The organism is Acidobacteriota bacterium, from assembly GCA_028875575.1.
In the GTDB taxonomy this organism is placed as follows: Bacteria; Acidobacteriota; Terriglobia; order Versatilivoradales; family Versatilivoraceae; genus Versatilivorator.
In genome coordinates this window covers 1-18,841 of record JAPPDF010000097.1, presented here as the reverse complement: position 1 = coordinate 18,841, position 18,841 = coordinate 1, and the positions used below count along the sequence as shown (strand labels likewise).

Here is an 18,841-nt window from a genome sequence, read left to right as displayed (position 1 = left end):
GTCGCCCGGATACCTGGCGGGCAGGCGGCGGCCCCTCCGGAAAGAGCACCTTTCAGCCGTGGACACGACTCCAATCCAACGCCCCCCCACCGAGGAAGACGTCTTCGACCTTCAGACCGGAAGCGACCGCCAACTGCTCTCGTTGGAAGAGCAGCACTTTTTCGATATCGCCGGATACGCCCTCCTGCCGGAAGTGCTGAGTCCTAGCCGGGTCGAGCAGGCGCGACAACGCCTCGAGACCCTGGCTCGGACGTCCTCCGGCGGGGTCACCCGGCGACAGGGGGACGGCTCCGAGGCCGAACTGCTCAACATCATCGAAGCCGGGGGTGTCCTGGAAGACGCCATGGCCCTGCGGCCCGTGCTGCGCCACCTGCAGGCACTCATATGGAGAAGGCAGTTTCGGCTGATTGCTTCCCGGGTAAGGATTCGAGGGGTGGGAAGCCGCGGCCGCCTGACTCAGGGCGGAAAGGCCGACCCGCGCCGATACGCGCGCTACCGTTGCGGTCCCGAGGGAGAGTTCCGTTGCCTGCTGGTGACCTGCCTGATTGCGCTGGACGACGCCAATGAGGGAAACGGAGCCTTCTGCCTGATCCCCGGCAGCCACAAGAGCCACCTGCCCCATCCCTATGCCGACCGGGAGCTGGACAAGGTTCCTCCCTTGCAGGACCTGCCCCTGACGGCCGGCTCGGCGGTGATTTTCACCGAGAACGTCTCTCATGCCCTGAGGCCGCCCCGCCTGGAAAGCCAATCCTGGTTGGAGTTCCAGTACGGCCCCTCCTACATGGAGAACTGGCCCGGCTGTGAATTCTCGCCGGATCTGCTGCGGCGCACCCAGGCCGACCCGGTCAAGTCCCACCTGCTGTTGGCCCCCTACTACCACCCCGCCGGCTCTCAGAAGAAAATGGTCTGACTGTTCTTATGGCCCTTGGGCAGACTTGAGGGTCCGGTAGAGCAGCGCTCCCAGTTCGTCGTAGAAGGCGAACTCGGCCTGAGCCGCCCTGTCTGCGGCCGGCGGATGGACCCGCACCCGCAGGAAGCCGCCGGACTGCCCCCGCTGGGTGTACTTGTGGATAATCCTGCCCTCGGGATCGGTCGAGTTGGGGTCGCCGGGTGAAATGGCCGCGAAGGCGTTGGCGTCGCAGAGGGCTCCGCAGGCGAACTCCTCCACGCCACCGGGATGGACGGCATGATATTGCCAGTGGCGGTCGCCGCAAATGAGATAGAAATTCCTCTTGACCGGACGATTCCGGTCCAGCCATCCGAAGAACTTCCCGGCCTCGTGCTGAAAACCGCCGATGTTGACGTGGCTGTCCCGCTTGGTGGCGCCGTCGGGGCCCACCAGGGCCGTGGGTGAGATCAGGATCTTGAAGGGGGCGTCCGACTCCAGCAGCGTCCGCTTCAACCAGGCGATCTGCTCCTTCCCCCACAGGGTCTTGGCCGGACCGTCCTCCATACCGTTGGGGCTGCGGTAGTCGCGGCCCTCAACCAGCCAGATCTGGAGTTCCCGACTGATCCGGTGGGTGCGGTAGGTCACCGCCTCCTTGTCCGCCGGGTCCACCACCGGCACCTGCTCCCGAAAGATTTCGATGCCCAGGGCGTTGGAGGGCTGTCGGGCCAGCTCCGGATTCTCCTTGTCTTCCACCCAGGCGTGGTAGCCCTGCACGGGCGTGTGGGGATCGGAGTCGTTGAAGCGGTGGTCGTGGTCATCCTTCTCCCAGTAAGTCGGAACCTGTCGGAATAGCTGAATATACCGAGGCTGCACGAACTGCTCGTGCCATTTCTTCCGCAGCTCGGCCCGGGTTCGGGCGCGGGAGTCGGCCGGGTGGTCGTAGTAGACGTTGTCTCCGGTTCCCACAAAGAAGTCGGGCTTCATGCGCAGGATGGTGGCCAGGGCCGGATAGCCCAGGGGCTTGTCGTGGCCTTCGTACTTGGGACGCTGAAACTGGGGAGCGCCGTCCTGGAAGAAGGCGTAGTTCATCCCCGTCACCACCACAAAGCTCACCACCGCGCTCCTCTCCCGTCCGGCCAGGGTCCTGAAGGTGGCGACGAGACCGAGTTTGGTATTTTCCTGATCGACACCGTAGCGCAGCCGGTAGTAGTAGCGGGTTGCCGGAGTCAATCCCGAGATCCGGGTCTTGACGATATAGTCGTTCGCGGGCAACGCGGACAGCCACTCGGTCACCCTGGGATCGGAAAAATCCTCGGCCGCCGACAGCTCGAAACGGGCGACCCCGGGGGTACCGGCGAGATCTCCGTCGACCAGCGCGGTGCTCCGGGTCAAGCGGGATTGCAAAATCACACTGGTTTCGGTGACTTCACCCGCCATTTCCCCCTGTCCGTTGTGGACGTCTGCCGCGGAAAGGGTGCCGACAGTCAAAAAGAGAAGGACCGTGATGGTGTTGCCCAATGGTCTGGATCGCATGATGAACCCCTTTCGGACGAAACCCGGCTGAACCTGCCATCCCGAATTATACCTGGATTGGGAAATAGTCTTCACGGATGGAAGTGCCTCGCCCGTCTCGTGATTTACAGGGATAATTCACATGGTTGGCCAGGTCATACAGGATGGCTCTTGGGAGTCTGGCGTCCTGGAATCCCGGGAATCATTTGAATGAGTTATTCACATCGATGCACAGGATGCACAGGATTTTTTTGGGAATTTATTCGGGAATCCTGAATCCTGTAGTCCTGGGCATCTGCAGGCCCGCAACGGATCATCGCCGCGCCGACTTGCGGTGCCGGAACCTCACGTCCTATTCATCCTGTGCATCGATGTTCAAAATGGAACCAAACGATTGGACAATTGGTGTCAATTCGTGTTTATTCGTGGTTCTTCCTGCCCCTTCGTAAATGTCACTTTTGGACCACTCATAAATAAGTTCCAATCAAGAAGAGCAACCGCCCCGGACAGGACGGTGGCTCGGCTAACCGGTTGACTCCGCCTGCCGGGTTCTGGAGAATCAACCCTTCCTCGATCGTTTTCCTCCTGGAGAGCCAAGAATGACAGACGGCGACAGCCTCCCGTCCCCTGACGCTACCGGCAAAGCGGCCGCCCGCCGGCGAAACCTGGCCCTGTTGGTGCTCGGCCTGGTGGCCCTGCCCTCCAGTCAGGCCATGCTTCTGGTCTACGGAACCCGTATCAGGGAATACTTCGCCATCAACGCCGAGCAGTTCGGGACGCTGTTCGGCAGTCGAGGTCTGGGCCGCATCCCGGCCCTGTTGACCATCGGCCCGCTGCTGGCCCGTCTGGGAGTTCGGCGGGCGACGGAACTGGCAGCGGTGGGGGCCGGAATTGCCTTCCTGATCCTGGGAGTCGGAGGAACCCTGCCGGCCTTCCGTGTGTCCATGCCGGCCATAGGCTTTTTCCTGGGGCTCTCCGGCGTTGCCATCCCGGCATTCCTGATTTCGCTTTTCCCGGATCGCAAGCGGCGCATCTTCTCACTCATGCTGGTGGCTTCGGCGGCGCCTTCCATCCTGACTCCGCTGCTGGCCCATGAGTTGTTGAAGTGGTCGGACGAGCGTGGGGATGCCGCTTTCGCCACCATTTTCCAGACCCCGTTCGCCATTTGCGGGGGAGCGCTGCTGCTGGGAGGATTACTGTTGAGCCTGGCCAAGCTGAAGGAGTCCCGGGGCGAGCTGGAAAAACCCCACGGCATCCGGGTCAGCCAACTGCTGCGTCTTCGTTCCCTGGCCATCGTGCTGATGCTTTCCCTGCACGCCGCCGCCGACACCACCCTCTACACCTTCCTGCCCATGTTCATGGCCAGCCAGTTCACACGGCTACCCCTGCCGCCGGCCACGGCGGTTGCCGGCCACGGCGTGGCCTACGTGGCCACCCGGACCCTGCTGTCCTTCTGGCCCGAGGGGAAGTGGCACCGGGGCATTCTGTGCCTGGCGGGACCGCTGGGCGGAACCACCATCATCCTGACCCTCTGGTTCGGACCGGCCGTCTCGGTGCCGATTCTCTATACCCTGGCCAGCATGATGTTTGCCGCCGAATACCCGGTGCTGGTCAGCGAAATCTCCTCGGAGTCCATGGCCGAATTCGGCTCCATCGTGGCCGGCGGCATGCTGGTCGGCGAGCTGATCGGCTTCGCACTACTCAAGGGAACCGGCAGGCTGGCCGACCTTACCGGCGATTTCCGGCTGGCGCTGAGCGTAGCCGCCTGCGGTTTCCTGGCTTTCGGCCTGATCGCGGCCGTGACCGGACTGGGAAAACGGACCCGGGCACCGCAATCTTCCAGTTCCTAGCGGGGCTTCGTCTCAGACCGACAAGCCGCAAAAAGAGATATCCGCGAAGGGACACGAAAACCAAGAAGACTCACGAAGAAAAACTCATTGATGCGGTGAATAGGGGACGCGGCACCCCTCTCAATCCACCTCCAACCTCTTGGTGGCCCTTCGTAGTCCTTCGTGTCCCTTCGTGGATATCTCTTTTCCCGCTTACCGTCTTGTGGACGGCAACTCCCTCGGGCAGACCACCCCACCGAACCAGGCCGTCACCAGGAAGCAGGCCAGCGGCACCGCATAGGCAATCCGGATGCTGCCGGCCATGTCGGAGACCTGGCCCTGCAGGGCGGTCAGGACGGCTCCGCCCAGGATGGCCATGATCAGCCCGGCTCCACCGATCTTGGTGTCGCGGCCGAGCCCCTGCACCGACAGGCCGAAAATGGTGGGAAACATCAGCGACATGCACCCCGATATCCCCACCAGGGAATAGACCCCGACCGGTCCTCCCGCCAGTATCACCCCCAGGGTGCAGCCCATGGCAATCAGGGACATCAGGCATAGCAAGGCTCCCGGACTCAGGAAGCGCATCAGCCAGGTGTTGATGAATCGAGAGACGGTGAAGAGGATCAGCGCCGCCAGGTAGTAGCTGGCCGCCTGGTCCTCGTTCAGCCCCAGCTCCTGCATCACGTAGCGAATGGTGAAGGACCACACCCCGATCTGGGCGCCCACGTAGAAGAACTGGGCGACCACCCCCCAACGGTAGCGGGACACACGGATCAGCCTTCCCACCGTAGCCGCCAGCTCCATATCGCCGCCGGTGTCGGCAGCCCTGGGCCAGCGGGTGACGGCGATGAGGATCCATACCAGGGTCAGGAACAGGGCAACAGCCACGTAGGGCTCCATGACGGCGGCCAGTTCCTCGGCCTGAATCCGGTCAAGCTGCTCCCGGTCCATGGCGGCCCGATCCTCGGCGCCGGCCCGGTTCAGCTCGGAAAGAATGAACCACTTGCTGAGAAAAACCCCCAGGATGGAACCGATGGGATTGAAGGACTGGGCGAAATTCAATCGCCGGGTCCCGGTCTCTTCCGGTCCCATGGCGATGATGTAGGGATTGGCGGCGGTCTCCAGGATGGACAGTCCGCCCGCCAGGATGTAGAGGGCCAGCAGGAAATGGGCGTAGTTCATGGTCATGCTGGCAGGATAGAAGAGCAGCGCACCGCACACGAACAGCCCCAGTCCCAGGAGCACCCCGGCCTTGTAGGACCACTTCTTGACCAACAGCGCCGCCGGCAGGGCCAGGCAGAAGTAGGAGCCGTAGAAGGCGATCTGTATCCAGGAGGTCTGGAAGTCCGACAGGCTCATGATCCGCTTGAAAGCCGCCAGCAGCGTATCGGTCATGTTGTTGGCCAGGCCCCACCAGGCAAAGCAACTGGTGAGCAGGACAAAGGGCCAGAGCGTCCGGCGGGAGATCAGCACTCTCGAGGAGTCGTCCATTGCAGCCTCCAGACCGCCTTTCGGGCAGGGGTTCCGCGCTTCCCGGCGTTGAAACACCTGTCGGCAACCATTGCCGCTTGCACAGGGACCGGCAGCATGCAAGGCTACTGGACTCGGTCGGCCGGATCAAGAGTTCATGGCCACCCCGCAGGCAGGACGGGTGCTTCTTTCGAATTCCCTTTCGGAGGGGCCCCGGCCCGCCTAAAATCGTTGCGGCAAGATCGTCGGAGATTTCGGAGAATTATGGGACGATACCGGCAGGAACCGTCCCGGATGATTGCCGTGGAAGCGCAGATGCGAACGATAAGGAGGTAATGCATGTCACTTTTGTCGAAGGCGAGCGCCGTGCGGTTTGCCATCCCGATCCTGCTGGCCGTCCTCTGGGTCGTCGCTCCGGGAGAATCCGGGTCCAACCGGGAATGGACCTCCTCTTCCTTCCTGGATTTCGTGGACGGCACCCTTGCCGACGGCGGAGCCAACACCTACGTGGGGGCCGACGGCACGGTCCGGCTCATCAACCTCTGGGACCTCAACCATGACGGCCAACTGGACCTTTTTTTTCCGAGCAGCCACGATCACAATGAGAAAGTGGATCTGTTCATCTATTGGGGAGGTTCGGAATTCGACCCCGCCGGCAGGACCCGGCTGCCCAGCGACGGGGGCAAAGCGGTAACCATTGCCGATCTGAACCAGGACAGTTATCCCGACCTGGTACTGGTCAATCGCTTCAACGGCACCCGCAGCGACCTGGACTCCTACGTCTACTGGGGCGGCCGGGACGGCTTCGAGCCCGGACGCCGCACGCTGCTGCCGACCCGGGGCGCCGAGGCAGCGGCCGCCGCCGACCTCAACGGCGACGGATGGAAGGAACTGGTCTTCGCCAACAGCGGCTTGAGCTACCACGTGCCGGTGGACAGATTCAACCAGTCATTCATCTACTGGGGCGCGGAGAGCGGGTACAGCCCGGAGCGCCGAACCAGCCTGAAAACGGTGCTGGCCCGAGACCTGGAGATCGCCGATCTGGACCGGGACGGCTCCCTCGACCTGGTCTTCGCCATCGAAGGAAACCGCGATGAAGAGTCGGGCGCCTGGATTTACTGGGGGGACGGAAAAGGGGATTTTTCCAGGCGTCCGGTCACCAGGCTGTCCGGTGAGCGGAGCTCGGCAGTGGCCGCCGGCGACCTCAACGGCGACGGATGGCCGGAAGTGGTTCTGGCCAACGGCTTCAGGCTTCGGGCCCGGGAGATGGATATCTACAACATCGTCGATACCGTGGCTGTGGATTCGTATGTCTACTGGGGCGGTCCGGGGGGCTATGAGGCCAAAGAGCCCAGCCGGTTGCCGACGGTGGCCGCTAGGGACGTGCAAGCGGCCGACCTCAACGCGGACCGCAGGCCCGACCTGGTCTTCGCCAACGGGGCCGGAGGGGCGGCCTACGTCTATTGGGCATCGGCCGAAGGGTTCCAACCGAACAAGCGGTTGGCCCTCCCCACCTCGGAAGCCGCCGCCGTGGAAGTGGAGGATATCAATCGAGACGGCTTCCCGGACCTGATCTTTGCTCAGCGAGCGGACCGCCTGGCCCGGGATGGCGGCTCACTCATCTACTGGGGCAGCGACCAGGGATTCAGCCGGAACCGCAAGCGGACCCTTCCCACCTTGAACGCCAGCGGAATCGCCATCGGCGACCTGGACTCCGACGGCGCCCGGGACCTGGTTTTCGCAAACAAGTCGGACGGCAGCCGCCGGGTGCCCTCCCTCCTCTACTGGGGAGGTCCCGAGGGCCGCTACAGCCAAGAAGCACGGCTGGAGCTCGGCAGCGGCGGCGCCGGTTCCTACGCGGCGGCCGACCTGAACCGGGACGGATTCCCGGATCTGTTTCTCCCGGAACAGCCCCCCGCCATTTACTGGGGCGGACGGGAGCCCTATTCTCCCAGCCGCACTTCCAAGGTGGACTCCGATCCGGCGATGTCGGGCCGGTTCGCCGACTTCAATCGAGACGGCTACCTGGACCTGGCGCTGAGCGAGTGGCAGCCGGGACATGAGCAGACCAGCCTTCTCTGGGGAGGCCCCGGGGACTTTTCCCTGGACAACCGCTTTGTCTTCCGGGTGGGAGGGTTGCGCCACCACCACCTGGCCGACCTGGATCGCAACGGCTGGCCGGACCTCATCTTTACCAGCACCACCAACCGCGAGATCTTTATCTACTGGAACGATCCGCAGGGCTTCGACAACGCACGCAAGACCCGCTTGCCTACCGGGGTCGCCGCCACCGTCGAAGTGGCCGACCTCGATGGAAACGGCTGGCTGGACATCATCGTACCCAACCTGTTCGATCCCGGTCCCGATCCCGACAAGCCTCAATCCTTCGGGGGCTCTCCGCAGGGCGACACCTTCATCTACTGGGGCGGCCCCGACGGCTATTCTCCGGCCTCCCGACAGATTCTGCCTTCCATCGGGAACGCCGACGTGGCCGTGGCCGATCTGGACGGGGACGGTCGCCTGGACCTGGTGCTCACCAGCTATCACGCCGGCCACACCCGCAGCCATCCCTCCACCATCTACTGGAACAGCGCCCGGGGGTTCCAGCCCGACCGCTTCACCCGGCTGCCGACCAACTCGGCCTCGGGGGTCCTGACAGCCGACTTCGACCGCAACGGCTACAAGGACATTCTCTTTTCCTGCCATTCCAGGGACGGAAACCACCGCAACCAGGCCTTTCTCTACTGGGGCGGCCCCGCCGGATTCTCGCCCGACCGGCGCAGCCATCTGCCGGTATTGGGGCCCCACTACCTCAGCGTCATCGACATCGGCCACATCTATGACCGCGGCGACCGCTACGACTTCACCTCCCCCGCTTTCGACGCCGGTCCCGGAGCCGTTTTCTCCACGCTGGCATGGAAGGGCGACACCCCCTGGCGGACCGGACTGGAATTTCAGCTCCGTGCGGCCGATACGCGCCAGGGATTGGACGCCGCCCCCTGGCAGGGTCCCCGGGGTCCGGACAGCTTCTACCGAACCTCGCCGGCCGGGATCGATGGCCTCCCCCCAAAGGCCCGCTGGATCCAGTACAAGGCCACCCTGATCAGCCCGGACTCCGCCAACAGCCCGGTGCTGCGATCGGTATCGGTCGGGTATCGGCGACAGGGCGAATGATGCATTCGCCAAGGTTGAATCGCGCCCATGGCGACAGAGCTCATCGGCTACAGCGACAAGTTCAGCGTATCCCCTGGAGAAAAGCTGGCTTTCAAGGTCAGCACGGACCTGCCCCAATATGAGGCCGCCATCGTGCGACTCATCCATGGAGACGAGAATACCGCCGGGCCGGGCTACAAGGAGGAAGTCGTCCCTACCCCGATCGACGGCGCCTACCCCGGCCGCCGGCAGGAGATCCACTGCGGATCCTGGCTGACGGTCCCCGACCGGCCGGCGCTGAGGGGACTGAAATCGCTCACCCTGCAAGCATGGATCTTCCCGACGGGAACCGACCGAGGGGAACGGCAAGGACTGATCTCGAAGTGGTGGTCGTCGGATCCCGCCGGGTACGGGCTGGGATTGGGGCCCGGAGGAGACCTGGAGCTGCGGGTGGGCCGCCCGGACGGCGACAGCTACAGCCTCTCGACCGGACGGGCCCTGCGAGGACGTCACTGGTATTTCGTGGCCGCCACCATCGACGTCCCCAACCGAAGGGTCCGACTGTGCCAGCAGGAGTGTTTCGGACCCGGCCCCGACACCACTTCCTGCAGCGCCACGGACATGCTTCCCCGCCAGGCGGAGCTCGACAGCGACGCCCCCCTGCTGATGGCGTCCGGACGCGCTTGCCGCCTCGGCGGGCGCATCCTGGGAAAAGAACTCTATGACGGCAAGCTCGAACGACCTTGTCTCTTCAGACGGGCTCTCGGGAGCGAGGAGCTGGAGCAGTTGAGACGTGGAGCCCTCCCCCTCGAGGTGGGTCAGCAGGACCTGGTCGCCGCCTGGGATTTTTCCAGGGAGATGCACACCTCCCGGGCCAGGGACCTGGGGCCGAACAAGCTGCACGCCACTGCCGTCAACATGCCGGCCCGGGCCGTCACCGGGCACAACTGGAGCGGTCGGGAGACGGACTTCAAGCGGTCCCCCGAGGAATACGGCGCCATCCATTTCCACGGCGACGACCTGGAGGACGCGGCCTGGCGGACCGACTTCACCCTGGAGGTTCCCCCCACGCTCAGGAGCGGAATCTATGCGGCCAGGCTCAGAGGCGGCGATGGGGAGGATCACATCCCCTTCTTCGTCAGGCCCGGCGAGGGAGCAGAGCGGGCCCGGGCGGCCCTGTTGGTCCCCACCCTGACCTATCTGGCTTACGCCAACGAGAGGATGGACTACAGCCCCGGCCTGGCGGCCTTGATGGCGAGTCCACGGCCGCTCAATCGGGACCCGAGAGACCTCTACCTGGTGGACCACCCGGAACTGTCGGCCTCCCTCTACGACCATCACCGAGACGGAAGCGGTTTCATCTACGCCTCCCGATTGCGCCCCATTACCAACCTGCGTCCCAGGTACCTCAAATGGCGCCTGGGAGGGCCCCGCCATCTGGCCAGCGACCTCTACCTGGTGGACTGGCTGAATGCCAAGGGATTCGACTGCGATGTCATCACGGACGAGGATCTGCACCATCAAGGCCTGGAGCTGTTGCGGGACTACCGGGTCCTGCTCACGGGCACCCACCCCGAGTACACCACCGGTTCCATGTTGTCGGCCCTGGAGCAATACCTGGGCCAAGGGGGACGGCTGATGTACCTGGGGGGCAACGGGTTTTACTGGGTCACCAGTCTTTCCGAGGAAAAACCCCAGGTCATGGAAGTCCGGAGGGGCCACGCCGGGTCGCGGACCTGGGAGTCGGCTCCCGGAGAGGTCCACCACAGCACTACCGGGGAGATGGGAGGGCTGTGGCGACACCGGGGCAAGGCGCCCAACAGCCTGGTGGGAGTGGGCCTTTCCTGCATGGGCTGGAGCACGGAGTCGCCGGGCTACGCCCGCACTCCGGCCAGCGGCGACCCGCGGGCCGCCTTCATCTTCGAGGGTGTCGGTGACCACGAGATCATCGGGGACTTCGGCCTGGCCATGGGCGGGGCCGCCGGAGACGAGCTGGACCGGCTCGATTTCGATCTGGGGACCCCTCCTCACGCCCTGCTGCTGGCCTCCTCCACCGGCCACAACCACCATTACCAGCAGGTCATCGAGGACATTCCCCAACTCAAGAGCGAACGGCTCTACGGCGGCAGCACCCATCCTCCAATTCGGGCCGACATGGTCTACTTCGAGTCCGCCCGCGGAGGAGCCGTCTTCTCGGTGGGGTCGATGTCCTGGTGCGGCAGCCTGTCCCACAACGACTATGACAACAACGTGTCCCGGATAACGGAGAACGTCTTGAAGGAATTCCTGAGGTAAGCACCACCCCTGCCCGGCCGGCAGATCATTCGAGAGTGAAACAACGAATCTTCATAGCCTGTCGGGAACAAGGGCCATGTTCCGCTAGCAGGGTTTCCTACCTATTGAACATCGATGCACAGGATGCACAGGATTAACAGGACGAGAGCTTCCTGCACCAGAAGCCGATTTGGGCGATGATCCGATGCGGATTCGCGGATCTTTAGGACCGCAGGTCCACCGTTTCCAGAAAAAATCCTGTGCATCCTGTGCATCGATGTGAATAAACCATTTACCCCTTCGTGACGTTGAACCGGTTTCCAGCCACCAGGCGCAGGCGTTTGTTTCAGGACGGTGGGAGCCTTGACCCATTGAGATCGGAGTGAATTTCCGATAAGGTAGAGGGGTTCGAACAGGGCTTACTCCACTCAATCCACGGCAACCGTGAACCGCATGCCGGCAAGACTCCTTCCATGGCTGGTGTCGCTACTGCTGATGGGATCCGCGCCTTCCCCGGCCCCGGCCGAATCCGTCCCCGCCTTCGAAAACATCCGGCCCATTCTCGAAAAACACTGTCTGGCCTGTCACGACTCCCGGGCGCACCAGAGTGGCCTGGTCCTGGAGAGCCCCCGAGCTGCACTCCAGGGAGGCGCCTTGAACGGGCCCGCCGTCATCCCGGGAAAGAGCTCGGAGAGTCCGTTGATGCTCTACCTGACCGGCCACAAGCAACCGCGGATGCCCTTGAGCGGCAATCCGCTCAGCGATGAAGAGATTGCCTCGATAGCCGGCTGGATCGATCGACTGCCGCCAATTTCGGACGCCGGAAACCAGGTGCGGGGATGGCCCTGGACGGGGTTGAAGGAGCCCGAGGTCCCGCAGGTGCGCCAGGACCAGTGGGTGAAGAACCCCATCGATGCCTTCATCCTGGCCAAGCTGGAGAGCCGGAAGCTGACTCCCGCCTCGCCGGTCTCGAAGCGGCTGCTGCTGCGACGCCTCTATTTCGATCTCATCGGCTTGCCCCCGACTCCCGAGCAGATGCGTCGATTCACCAGCGATCCCAGCCCCGACGCATACCGGCAGGAAATCGACCGGCTGCTTCGAGACCCTCGCTACGGCGAGCGCTGGGCGCGGCACTGGCTGGACATTGCGCGGTATGCCGATACCGACGGCGGCTATGACGGTCCCCTCCCCCACATCTGGCGCTATCGGGACTACGTGGTCCGGGCCTTCAACCAAGACCGCCCTTTCGACCGTTTCATTCGGGAGCAGATTGCCGGCGACTCCTATCCGCACTACGGCAAGGAAGGCAAGCTGGGTCTCGGATTCCTGCATGGCACGGTCTACAGTGAGGACGGCGTACGGCGCGACGCCCTCAACGACATCGTCAACACCACCGCTTCGGCCTTCCTGGGACTGACTCTGGCCTGCGCCCGCTGTCACGATCACAAGTACGACCCCATCCCCATCCGTGACTACTATCGGATGGAGGCCTTCTTCGCACCGGTCAAGCTCAGCACCATGGAAGTACCCTTCAGCCAGTACGAGCTGCCCGGCCGTGACTCCAGGGCCTGGGAAGACGGCAAGGCCTACTGGGAAGATCTGCTCAAGCGCCAGAAGGAGTTCCGCGAAAAGACCACGGCCAGCTTCAAGGTACGCCTGGAAAAGGCCCGCTTCCTGCAGGCTTTTCAAGATCTCAAGGAACTGCCTCCCTTGAGCAACAGTCCCGTCAACGGAGACCTCAAACGGGCAGCCCTCGAAGGCGTCCTCCTGAATGAGCAGGAACAGGCGCTCTACCACCTGATGCGCAAGCAGACCACCGCCTATCGCAATCCGCACAGCCCCGACTACTACAAGGCCATGGCCCACTCGGCCTCGGCCTCCCTGGGCCTGAACTACGCAGCCGTGGGAACAGATGCCGGAGGCCTTCCGGACCCACCGACCACCTTTGTCCTGGAGGGAGGAGATCCCAAGAAGCGGGGCGAGGTGGTCCTGCCGGGATTTCTCAGTGCCCTGACCGGCCACTCGGAACCGGCCGGACTGGAAGAGGTTGGCCACGACGGAGTCTCCCGCCCCATCCGCAACCCCACCAAGGTTCTGGCCGAGTGGATCGCCAGCCCTGAAAACCCCCTGACGGCCCGGGTGATGGTCAATCGGATCTGGCAGCACCATTTCGGCCGAGGACTGGTCAGGACCCCCAACGATTTTGGACGCAACGGCTCCGGCACCGACTACCCGGAGCTCATCGACTGGCTGGCCACCCGGTTTATCCGGAGCGGTTGGAGCGTCAAGTCCATGCACCGGCTCATTCTGCAGTCCAACACCTATCGTCAGTCGATGCAACATCCTGAATTCGACCGTCTCCGGAAGATCGACCCCGAGAATCGCTATTACTGGCGATGGAACATGTTGCGGCTGGAAGCCGAGGCCATTCGAGACAGCGTTCTGGCGGTGAGCGGCCGGTTGAATCCGCTCATGGGAGGCCCCGGATTCTTTCCCCGGATCGACAAGGACTTGCTGGAAGGGGCAGTGACCTGGTTCGAGCCCTCCACTGCCGAGGCCAGAAATCGACGCAGCCTTTACATGTACCAGCAGCGCAGCCTGGTGTTGCCCCTGGTGAAGGTCTTTGACGGCACCCAACTGGACGAGAGCTGCGCCGCCAGGGAGGTCACCACGGTGACTCCCCAGGTATTCGTCCTCTTCAACAGCCGGTTTGCCCACGAGCAGAGCCGCGCGCTGGCCGGCAGAATTGTTGCAGAGGTTGGGGATGATCCCGGACAACAGCTCGACCAAGCCTTCCAACTTGCCCTGCAACGTGCCCCCACTCCCTCGGAACGAACCGACGGCCTGGAGTTTCTGGGAGCCGCTCGGCCGGTTTCGGGAGATCCGAGGGATACCGTGAGTCTAGCCGCGGGCGGGGGAGGTTCGATCGACGACGACCGGGGAAATCCCGCCACAGGGCGGAAAAAGGATGCAGAGGGAACCTTGGCCGATCTCTGTCTGGCCCTTTTCAACCTGAACGAATTCATCTATGTCGAGTAATTGCAATGCGGGCGGATGGGCTTCCTCATCCCCGGCAAGGAGAACCCTGAACATGGCTTACGGTCCGCCGAAATGGAACCCCGTCCCGAGCTCCAGGAACGGTCCGCAGACGGGACCCGTGGGACGCCGGCACTTCCTCTTGCAGGGTGGAGTCGGTTTGGGGGGATTGGCCCTGTCCTACCTGATGCAAAGAGAGACCCTGCTGGCCTCGGAATCTCCCGCCAGCCCACTGGCCCCCAAGCCCCCCCACCTGACGGCCAAGGCCAAGTCCTGCATCTTCCTGTTCATGGGCGGAGGTCCCGGCCACATGGATACCTTCGACCCCAAACCGGATCTCACCCGGCACCACGGAACGGTCGCCAGCGGCGGACCGGACCAACCCGAAGACGCCAAGCTCCTCTATATCGGCAGTCCCTTCCGGTTCAGCAAAAGGGGAAAGAGCGGCATCGAGGTCTCCGAGCTTTTTCCTCACTTGGGCGAGTGGGTCGACGAAATGTCGGTGGTTCGTTCTCTCTACACCGACAGCGACAACCACACCGCCGGCAGCCTGCTCATGAACCTGGGCCGACCCATGCCGGGCAGTCCCTCCCTGGGTTCCTGGATGGTCTATGGCCTGGGCACCGAGAACCAGAATTTGCCCGCCTTTGTGATCCTGCCCGACTACCGCTTTATCCACGGCCCCCAAAATTGGTCCAACGGGTATCTGCCGGCCATTTATCAAGGCACCCTGCTGAATCTGGTGGGGCCGCCCATCGTCGATCTGAAGCCGCCTGAAGGGGTGACCCGAGGCCGACAAGCGGCCAATCTGCGCCTGATCAACAAGTGGAATCGAGACCACCTGCGTTCCAATCCGGTCAAGGATGACCTGCAGGCTCGCATCCGCAACTATGAGCTGGCCTTCCGGATGCAGACCTCGGTCCCCGAGGCCCTCGACCTGGAGAAGGAACCCGAGAGCATTCGGGAACTCTATGGCCTGAACAACGCCGTCACCGAGCCCATGGGACGAAAGTGCCTGATGGCCAGGCGGATGGTGGAGCGCGGCGTCCGATTCATCCAGGTTTTCAATAGCAGTTGGGATTCCCACTTCGATCTCACCAAGGAACACTCCCGCAGGGGTCTGGAAACCGACCGGCCGATCGCGGGTCTTCTGCAGGACCTGAAGCAGCGTGGCCTGCTGGACGAAACCCTGGTGGTCTGGGGAGGAGAATTCGGGCGCACCTCTGCAAGCGGCCGCGGCCTGGTGAAGGAGACCATGGGGCGCGAGCACAACAAGGAAGCCATGGCCATGTGGTTTGCCGGCGGGGGCGTCAAGCGGGGGACCGTGGTGGGAGCGACCGACGAAATGGGACGCCGGGCCGTCGAAAACCGCTATCACATTCACGATCTGCATGCCACCATCCTCCACTTGATGGGGTTGGACGATATGCGCCTGACCTACTATCACGGCGGGCGTTTCAAACGTCTCACCGATCTGGGCGGTCACTTGATCAAGGAGATGATCGCCTGATGGAAACCGGAACGGTCACCCGGCGCGGCTTTCTGGCCATGGGTGCCGCCGGAGCCGCCCGTCTGCTGCGGCCTGCCGCTGCTCTCCCTTCCAGGACCGCCTCTCCCCGGAAACGCCGCCTCCTGTTCAACTGGGACGGCTCCATGATCCACTGCTGGGGCCGCGCCGCCCTGCCGCACTCCAAGGGCCCTCTGACCCGCGACCAGTTCACTTCCCTGGTGTTCGCTCCCATTGAGGGCTCGGCCGTGGATACCGTGCTCTTCAGCTTCGGCAGCGGAAACGTGGCCGAATACCAGAGCCGGGTGCTGGAGTGGCCGGGAGAAGCCGACAACTTCCAATTCCCCGAGGAAAGAACCTGGCACGCCGGCATCCCGGTGGACCCCAAGGATCAGTACCGGAACCCGAAGTCGCTGGCCGACGCCGGACACAATCCCCCGGCGGTTGTGGTCGAGGAGTGCCGCCGCCGAGGTCTGGAGGCCTTCGTTTCCCTGCGCATGAACGATTGCCACGATGCCCTTCGAGGGCGCGGGCAGTTGCCCAACCCGGAACTGCCCACCTTCAAGCGTCTCAATCCCGATTGGCTTTCCAATCTGCGTTGGTGGACGGCGCTCAATTTCGAAAAACCCCAGGTCCGCGAGCTCAAGCTGCGAGTGATCGAGGAATTTTTCGATCGCTGGGATTTCGACGGCATCGAGTTGGACTGGCTTCGCCACACCCTGAACTTTCCGCGGGGCACGGAACGCGAGAACGCCAAACACCTCAACAGCTTCATGCGCTCGGTGCGCCGGAGCCTGCGAGAACGAGGCCGGCGCCGCGGTAGACCCATTGAGCTGGGCGTACGGGTTCCGGAGCGCCTGGAGTGGTGCCTGGAAGGAGGTTACGACGTCCCCACCTGGATTTCCGAGGACCTGGTGGACTTTCTGATCCTGGGACAGGGATTGACCGAACTGCCGAATTTGAAAGAGTTTCGACAACTGATGACCCGCGCAGACCTGCCCATCTATCCCTGCCTCTACATGTATGGCAATGGATACCGAGTCAGTCCCGATGCCGTGATTCGGGGCAGCGCGGCCAACCTCTGGCGTGACGGAGCCGACGGCCTCTACACCTTCAACTGGTTCACCTACGGGCCATGGCGGAAGCCCCTGTTGAATGAGATTGCCGATCCGACGACCCTGCCCAGTACAACCAAGCACTACACAACCGTCCATCGATTCGACTCGACGCCCTTCACTCCCGTAACCGACGCCATTCGCTACAACACCGCCCTCCGGGATGCCCCGCTCCCTTTCGACCTGAACCCCAACGGCAAGGCAAAGACCCTCCGGGTTCCCATCGCGGATGATCCGAGATCCAGGACGAACCGCCCCCGGAAGGCTGAATTGTGGATCGGCATGCATTACCACAGGACGGGAGACGTCTTGAACCTGGTACTCAATGGGCAGCCGCTGGAACCCGCGGAACTGCACGTATCCAGCCACTGGCAGCAGGTGGGTTACGAGGTCAGTCCGCCGGCCGGACAGGGAATCCTGGGCTTCCCCGCCGGAGAATCGTACGACATGCGGTTCCAGGCCCTGCGGCTCGAACTTCCCGTCAACCGGCTCAGGAAGGGCCGCAACCGGCTGGATCTCAAGCTGTTGGCCCGCGGCGCCGGATCGGACAAACCCTTGCGAGTCACCCGGGTGGAGGTGTCGGCCGAGGCTTGACGGGAGGTCGGACAACCGCCGGCGGCAGCCGATCGACCCGTTCCGGCTCTTGCATTCGGGCAACGGCTGAAGATGGAGAGGAAGAACCGGAAATGAACACTTCAAGGCTCAGTCCCACCGAACTGGATCGGCATGCCGACAGGCTGACCGAAGAGGGCTACACCATCATCCCCGAGGTCCTTTCTCCGGCAGACCTGGAAGGGGCCAAGCGGGCCATCGATGAAACCCTGGAGGCGGAAGCCGCCACCGCCCGCAAGTACGGCCTGCAGAACGAGAACCTGCTGATGTGCTACAACGCCCAGGGCAAGCACCCTCATTTTCCGGGCATGCTGACCCGGCACCCCGAACCGCTGCTCGTGGCCCGCCGGGTGCTGGGGGACGACATGTTCGCCCACAACCTGGCCATCCGCAAACCGCTGCCGACCGGAAAGAAGGACTGGACCAAGCTGGGCGGCTACCTGCATGCCGACTGGCACCACTTTACGGTCAACCCCTTCATCGGCGGCAGGCACTATCCGCTGGCCGTCCAATCCGTCTGGTGCGTTTCCGAGTTCACCCGCCAGAACGGCGCCACCTACGTCTGGCCCCGATCCCACCTGTCCCTGGAAGTCCCCCCGGAACAGCCGCAGACCCTGCCGAAGGGATGGATTCGCGCCGAGGCCCCGGCCGGCTCGGCCATCCTCTGGGACTCGGCCCTCTGGCACACCAGCGGCGCCAACTGCGGCACCGCGCCCCGCTACTCGCTGGTGTACTACTTTCAGCGCTGGTGGGTCCGGGGATTCAACGACGCCTACCGGCTGTGCCCCCCGGAGGCCAGGGCTCGCATGACCGAGGAGGAACGGAGCATCTGGGGGTTGGAGGCCGCGGTCCCGCCCAATACCCACTTCCGGGGTATGACGCCGCAACAGATCGAAGCCCTCACGCCCGAGGAGAAGGCCGTCCTCAACATCGCGGCCTTTTGACGGAAGTGTCATAGACTTAATGACACCGACCGGTGCAGGTTGCAAGACTAGCACTGCAGTCCGGTCTGAACGTCACTTTTCGGGGGTGGGAATACCTGCTTGGGTGGGTCGATTTCCCCTTCCGCAGTTAGCCACCGCGTTGTACCACAGTTAGCCCCCCGGAATAGCCGCAGGTTCTCCACGATAGTTGGACTCGAGTTGAGGGCCAGGCAGGTCTCGCCCTTACCTGAAACACCGCTGTTTCGCCCTGTATCAGCCGCGCCGTCGCACGGTCCGGAGCCGAGCCTTACCCCCACCGCATCAGCCTTCGCCATCCGGCGCTGCTTTGCGGCGTCGCGTATGCCCCCCTCCGCATCAGCCTTCACCTGCGGCTCGGCTTCTGCGACTCCCCCTCAAGGGGGGAGTGATTCTTGGGTACAGACCGCATTCATCCTTTACATCATAAACCGCAAACATGGTTTACACGCTGATAGGGTATCGATCGAGGAGGATAGAGC

General features: G+C 63.4%; 10 protein-coding genes. 8 read left to right on the top strand and 2 right to left on the bottom strand.

The features are described 5' to 3' along the window. The first annotated feature begins 58 nt into the window (after positions 1–58). Positions 59–910 carry a phytanoyl-CoA dioxygenase family protein gene (locus OXI69_16305; protein ID MDE2667706.1) on the top strand — a complete coding sequence of 284 codons (852 nt, stop codon included), beginning with the start codon at positions 59–61 and terminating at the stop codon, positions 908–910. Positions 911–916: 6 nt separating this feature from the next. Here OXI69_16305 and OXI69_16300 read toward each other — a convergent pair whose 3' ends face one another. Continuing rightward, on the bottom strand, positions 917–2,422 hold the full coding sequence (locus OXI69_16300; protein ID MDE2667705.1) for an alkaline phosphatase D family protein: 1,506 nt from the start codon (positions 2,420–2,422) through the stop codon (positions 917–919). Between the two features lie 578 nt (positions 2,423–3,000). Between OXI69_16300 and OXI69_16295 the strand changes: the two genes are divergently transcribed. After that, positions 3,001–4,251 carry an MFS transporter gene (locus tag OXI69_16295; GenBank protein ID MDE2667704.1) on the top strand — a complete coding sequence of 417 codons (1,251 nt, stop codon included), beginning with the start codon at positions 3,001–3,003 and terminating at the stop codon, positions 4,249–4,251. Between the two features lie 192 nt (positions 4,252–4,443). On the opposite strand, the gene fucP is transcribed toward OXI69_16295, so the two are convergent. After that, the gene (fucP, locus tag OXI69_16290) at positions 4,444–5,724 is read right to left on the bottom strand and encodes an L-fucose:H+ symporter permease (GenBank protein ID MDE2667703.1); all 1,281 of its coding nucleotides are present in this window, start codon (positions 5,722–5,724) and stop codon (positions 4,444–4,446) included. Between the two features lie 318 nt (positions 5,725–6,042). Here fucP and OXI69_16285 point away from each other — a divergent pair, with 318 nt between their 5' ends. From OXI69_16285 to OXI69_16260, 6 genes are all read left to right on the top strand, one after another. Beyond that, positions 6,043–8,877 (top strand): VCBS repeat-containing protein, encoded by a 2,835-nt coding sequence (locus tag OXI69_16285; protein MDE2667702.1) that lies wholly within the window; start codon positions 6,043–6,045, stop codon positions 8,875–8,877. Positions 8,878–8,904: 27 nt separating this feature from the next. Further along, entirely contained in the window at positions 8,905–11,151 is a 2,247-nt protein-coding gene (locus tag OXI69_16280; protein ID MDE2667701.1) for a N,N-dimethylformamidase, read from the top strand. Between the two features lie 432 nt (positions 11,152–11,583). After that, positions 11,584–14,169, top strand: coding sequence for a PSD1 and planctomycete cytochrome C domain-containing protein (locus OXI69_16275; GenBank protein MDE2667700.1), 2,586 nt, complete (start codon positions 11,584–11,586; stop codon positions 14,167–14,169). 52 nt (positions 14,170–14,221) lie between these two features. Then, a complete protein-coding gene (locus tag OXI69_16270; protein MDE2667699.1) occupies positions 14,222–15,676 on the top strand; it encodes a DUF1501 domain-containing protein in 1,455 nt (484 codons plus the stop codon). Further along, entirely contained in the window at positions 15,676–17,382 is a 1,707-nt protein-coding gene (locus OXI69_16265) for a hypothetical protein (GenBank protein ID MDE2667698.1), read from the top strand. The genes OXI69_16270 and OXI69_16265 overlap by 1 nt, the downstream gene beginning before the upstream one ends. 92 nt (positions 17,383–17,474) lie before the next feature. Next, a complete protein-coding gene (locus OXI69_16260; GenBank protein MDE2667697.1) occupies positions 17,475–18,344 on the top strand; it encodes a phytanoyl-CoA dioxygenase family protein in 870 nt (289 codons plus the stop codon). Positions 18,345–18,841: the final 497 nt, after the last annotated feature.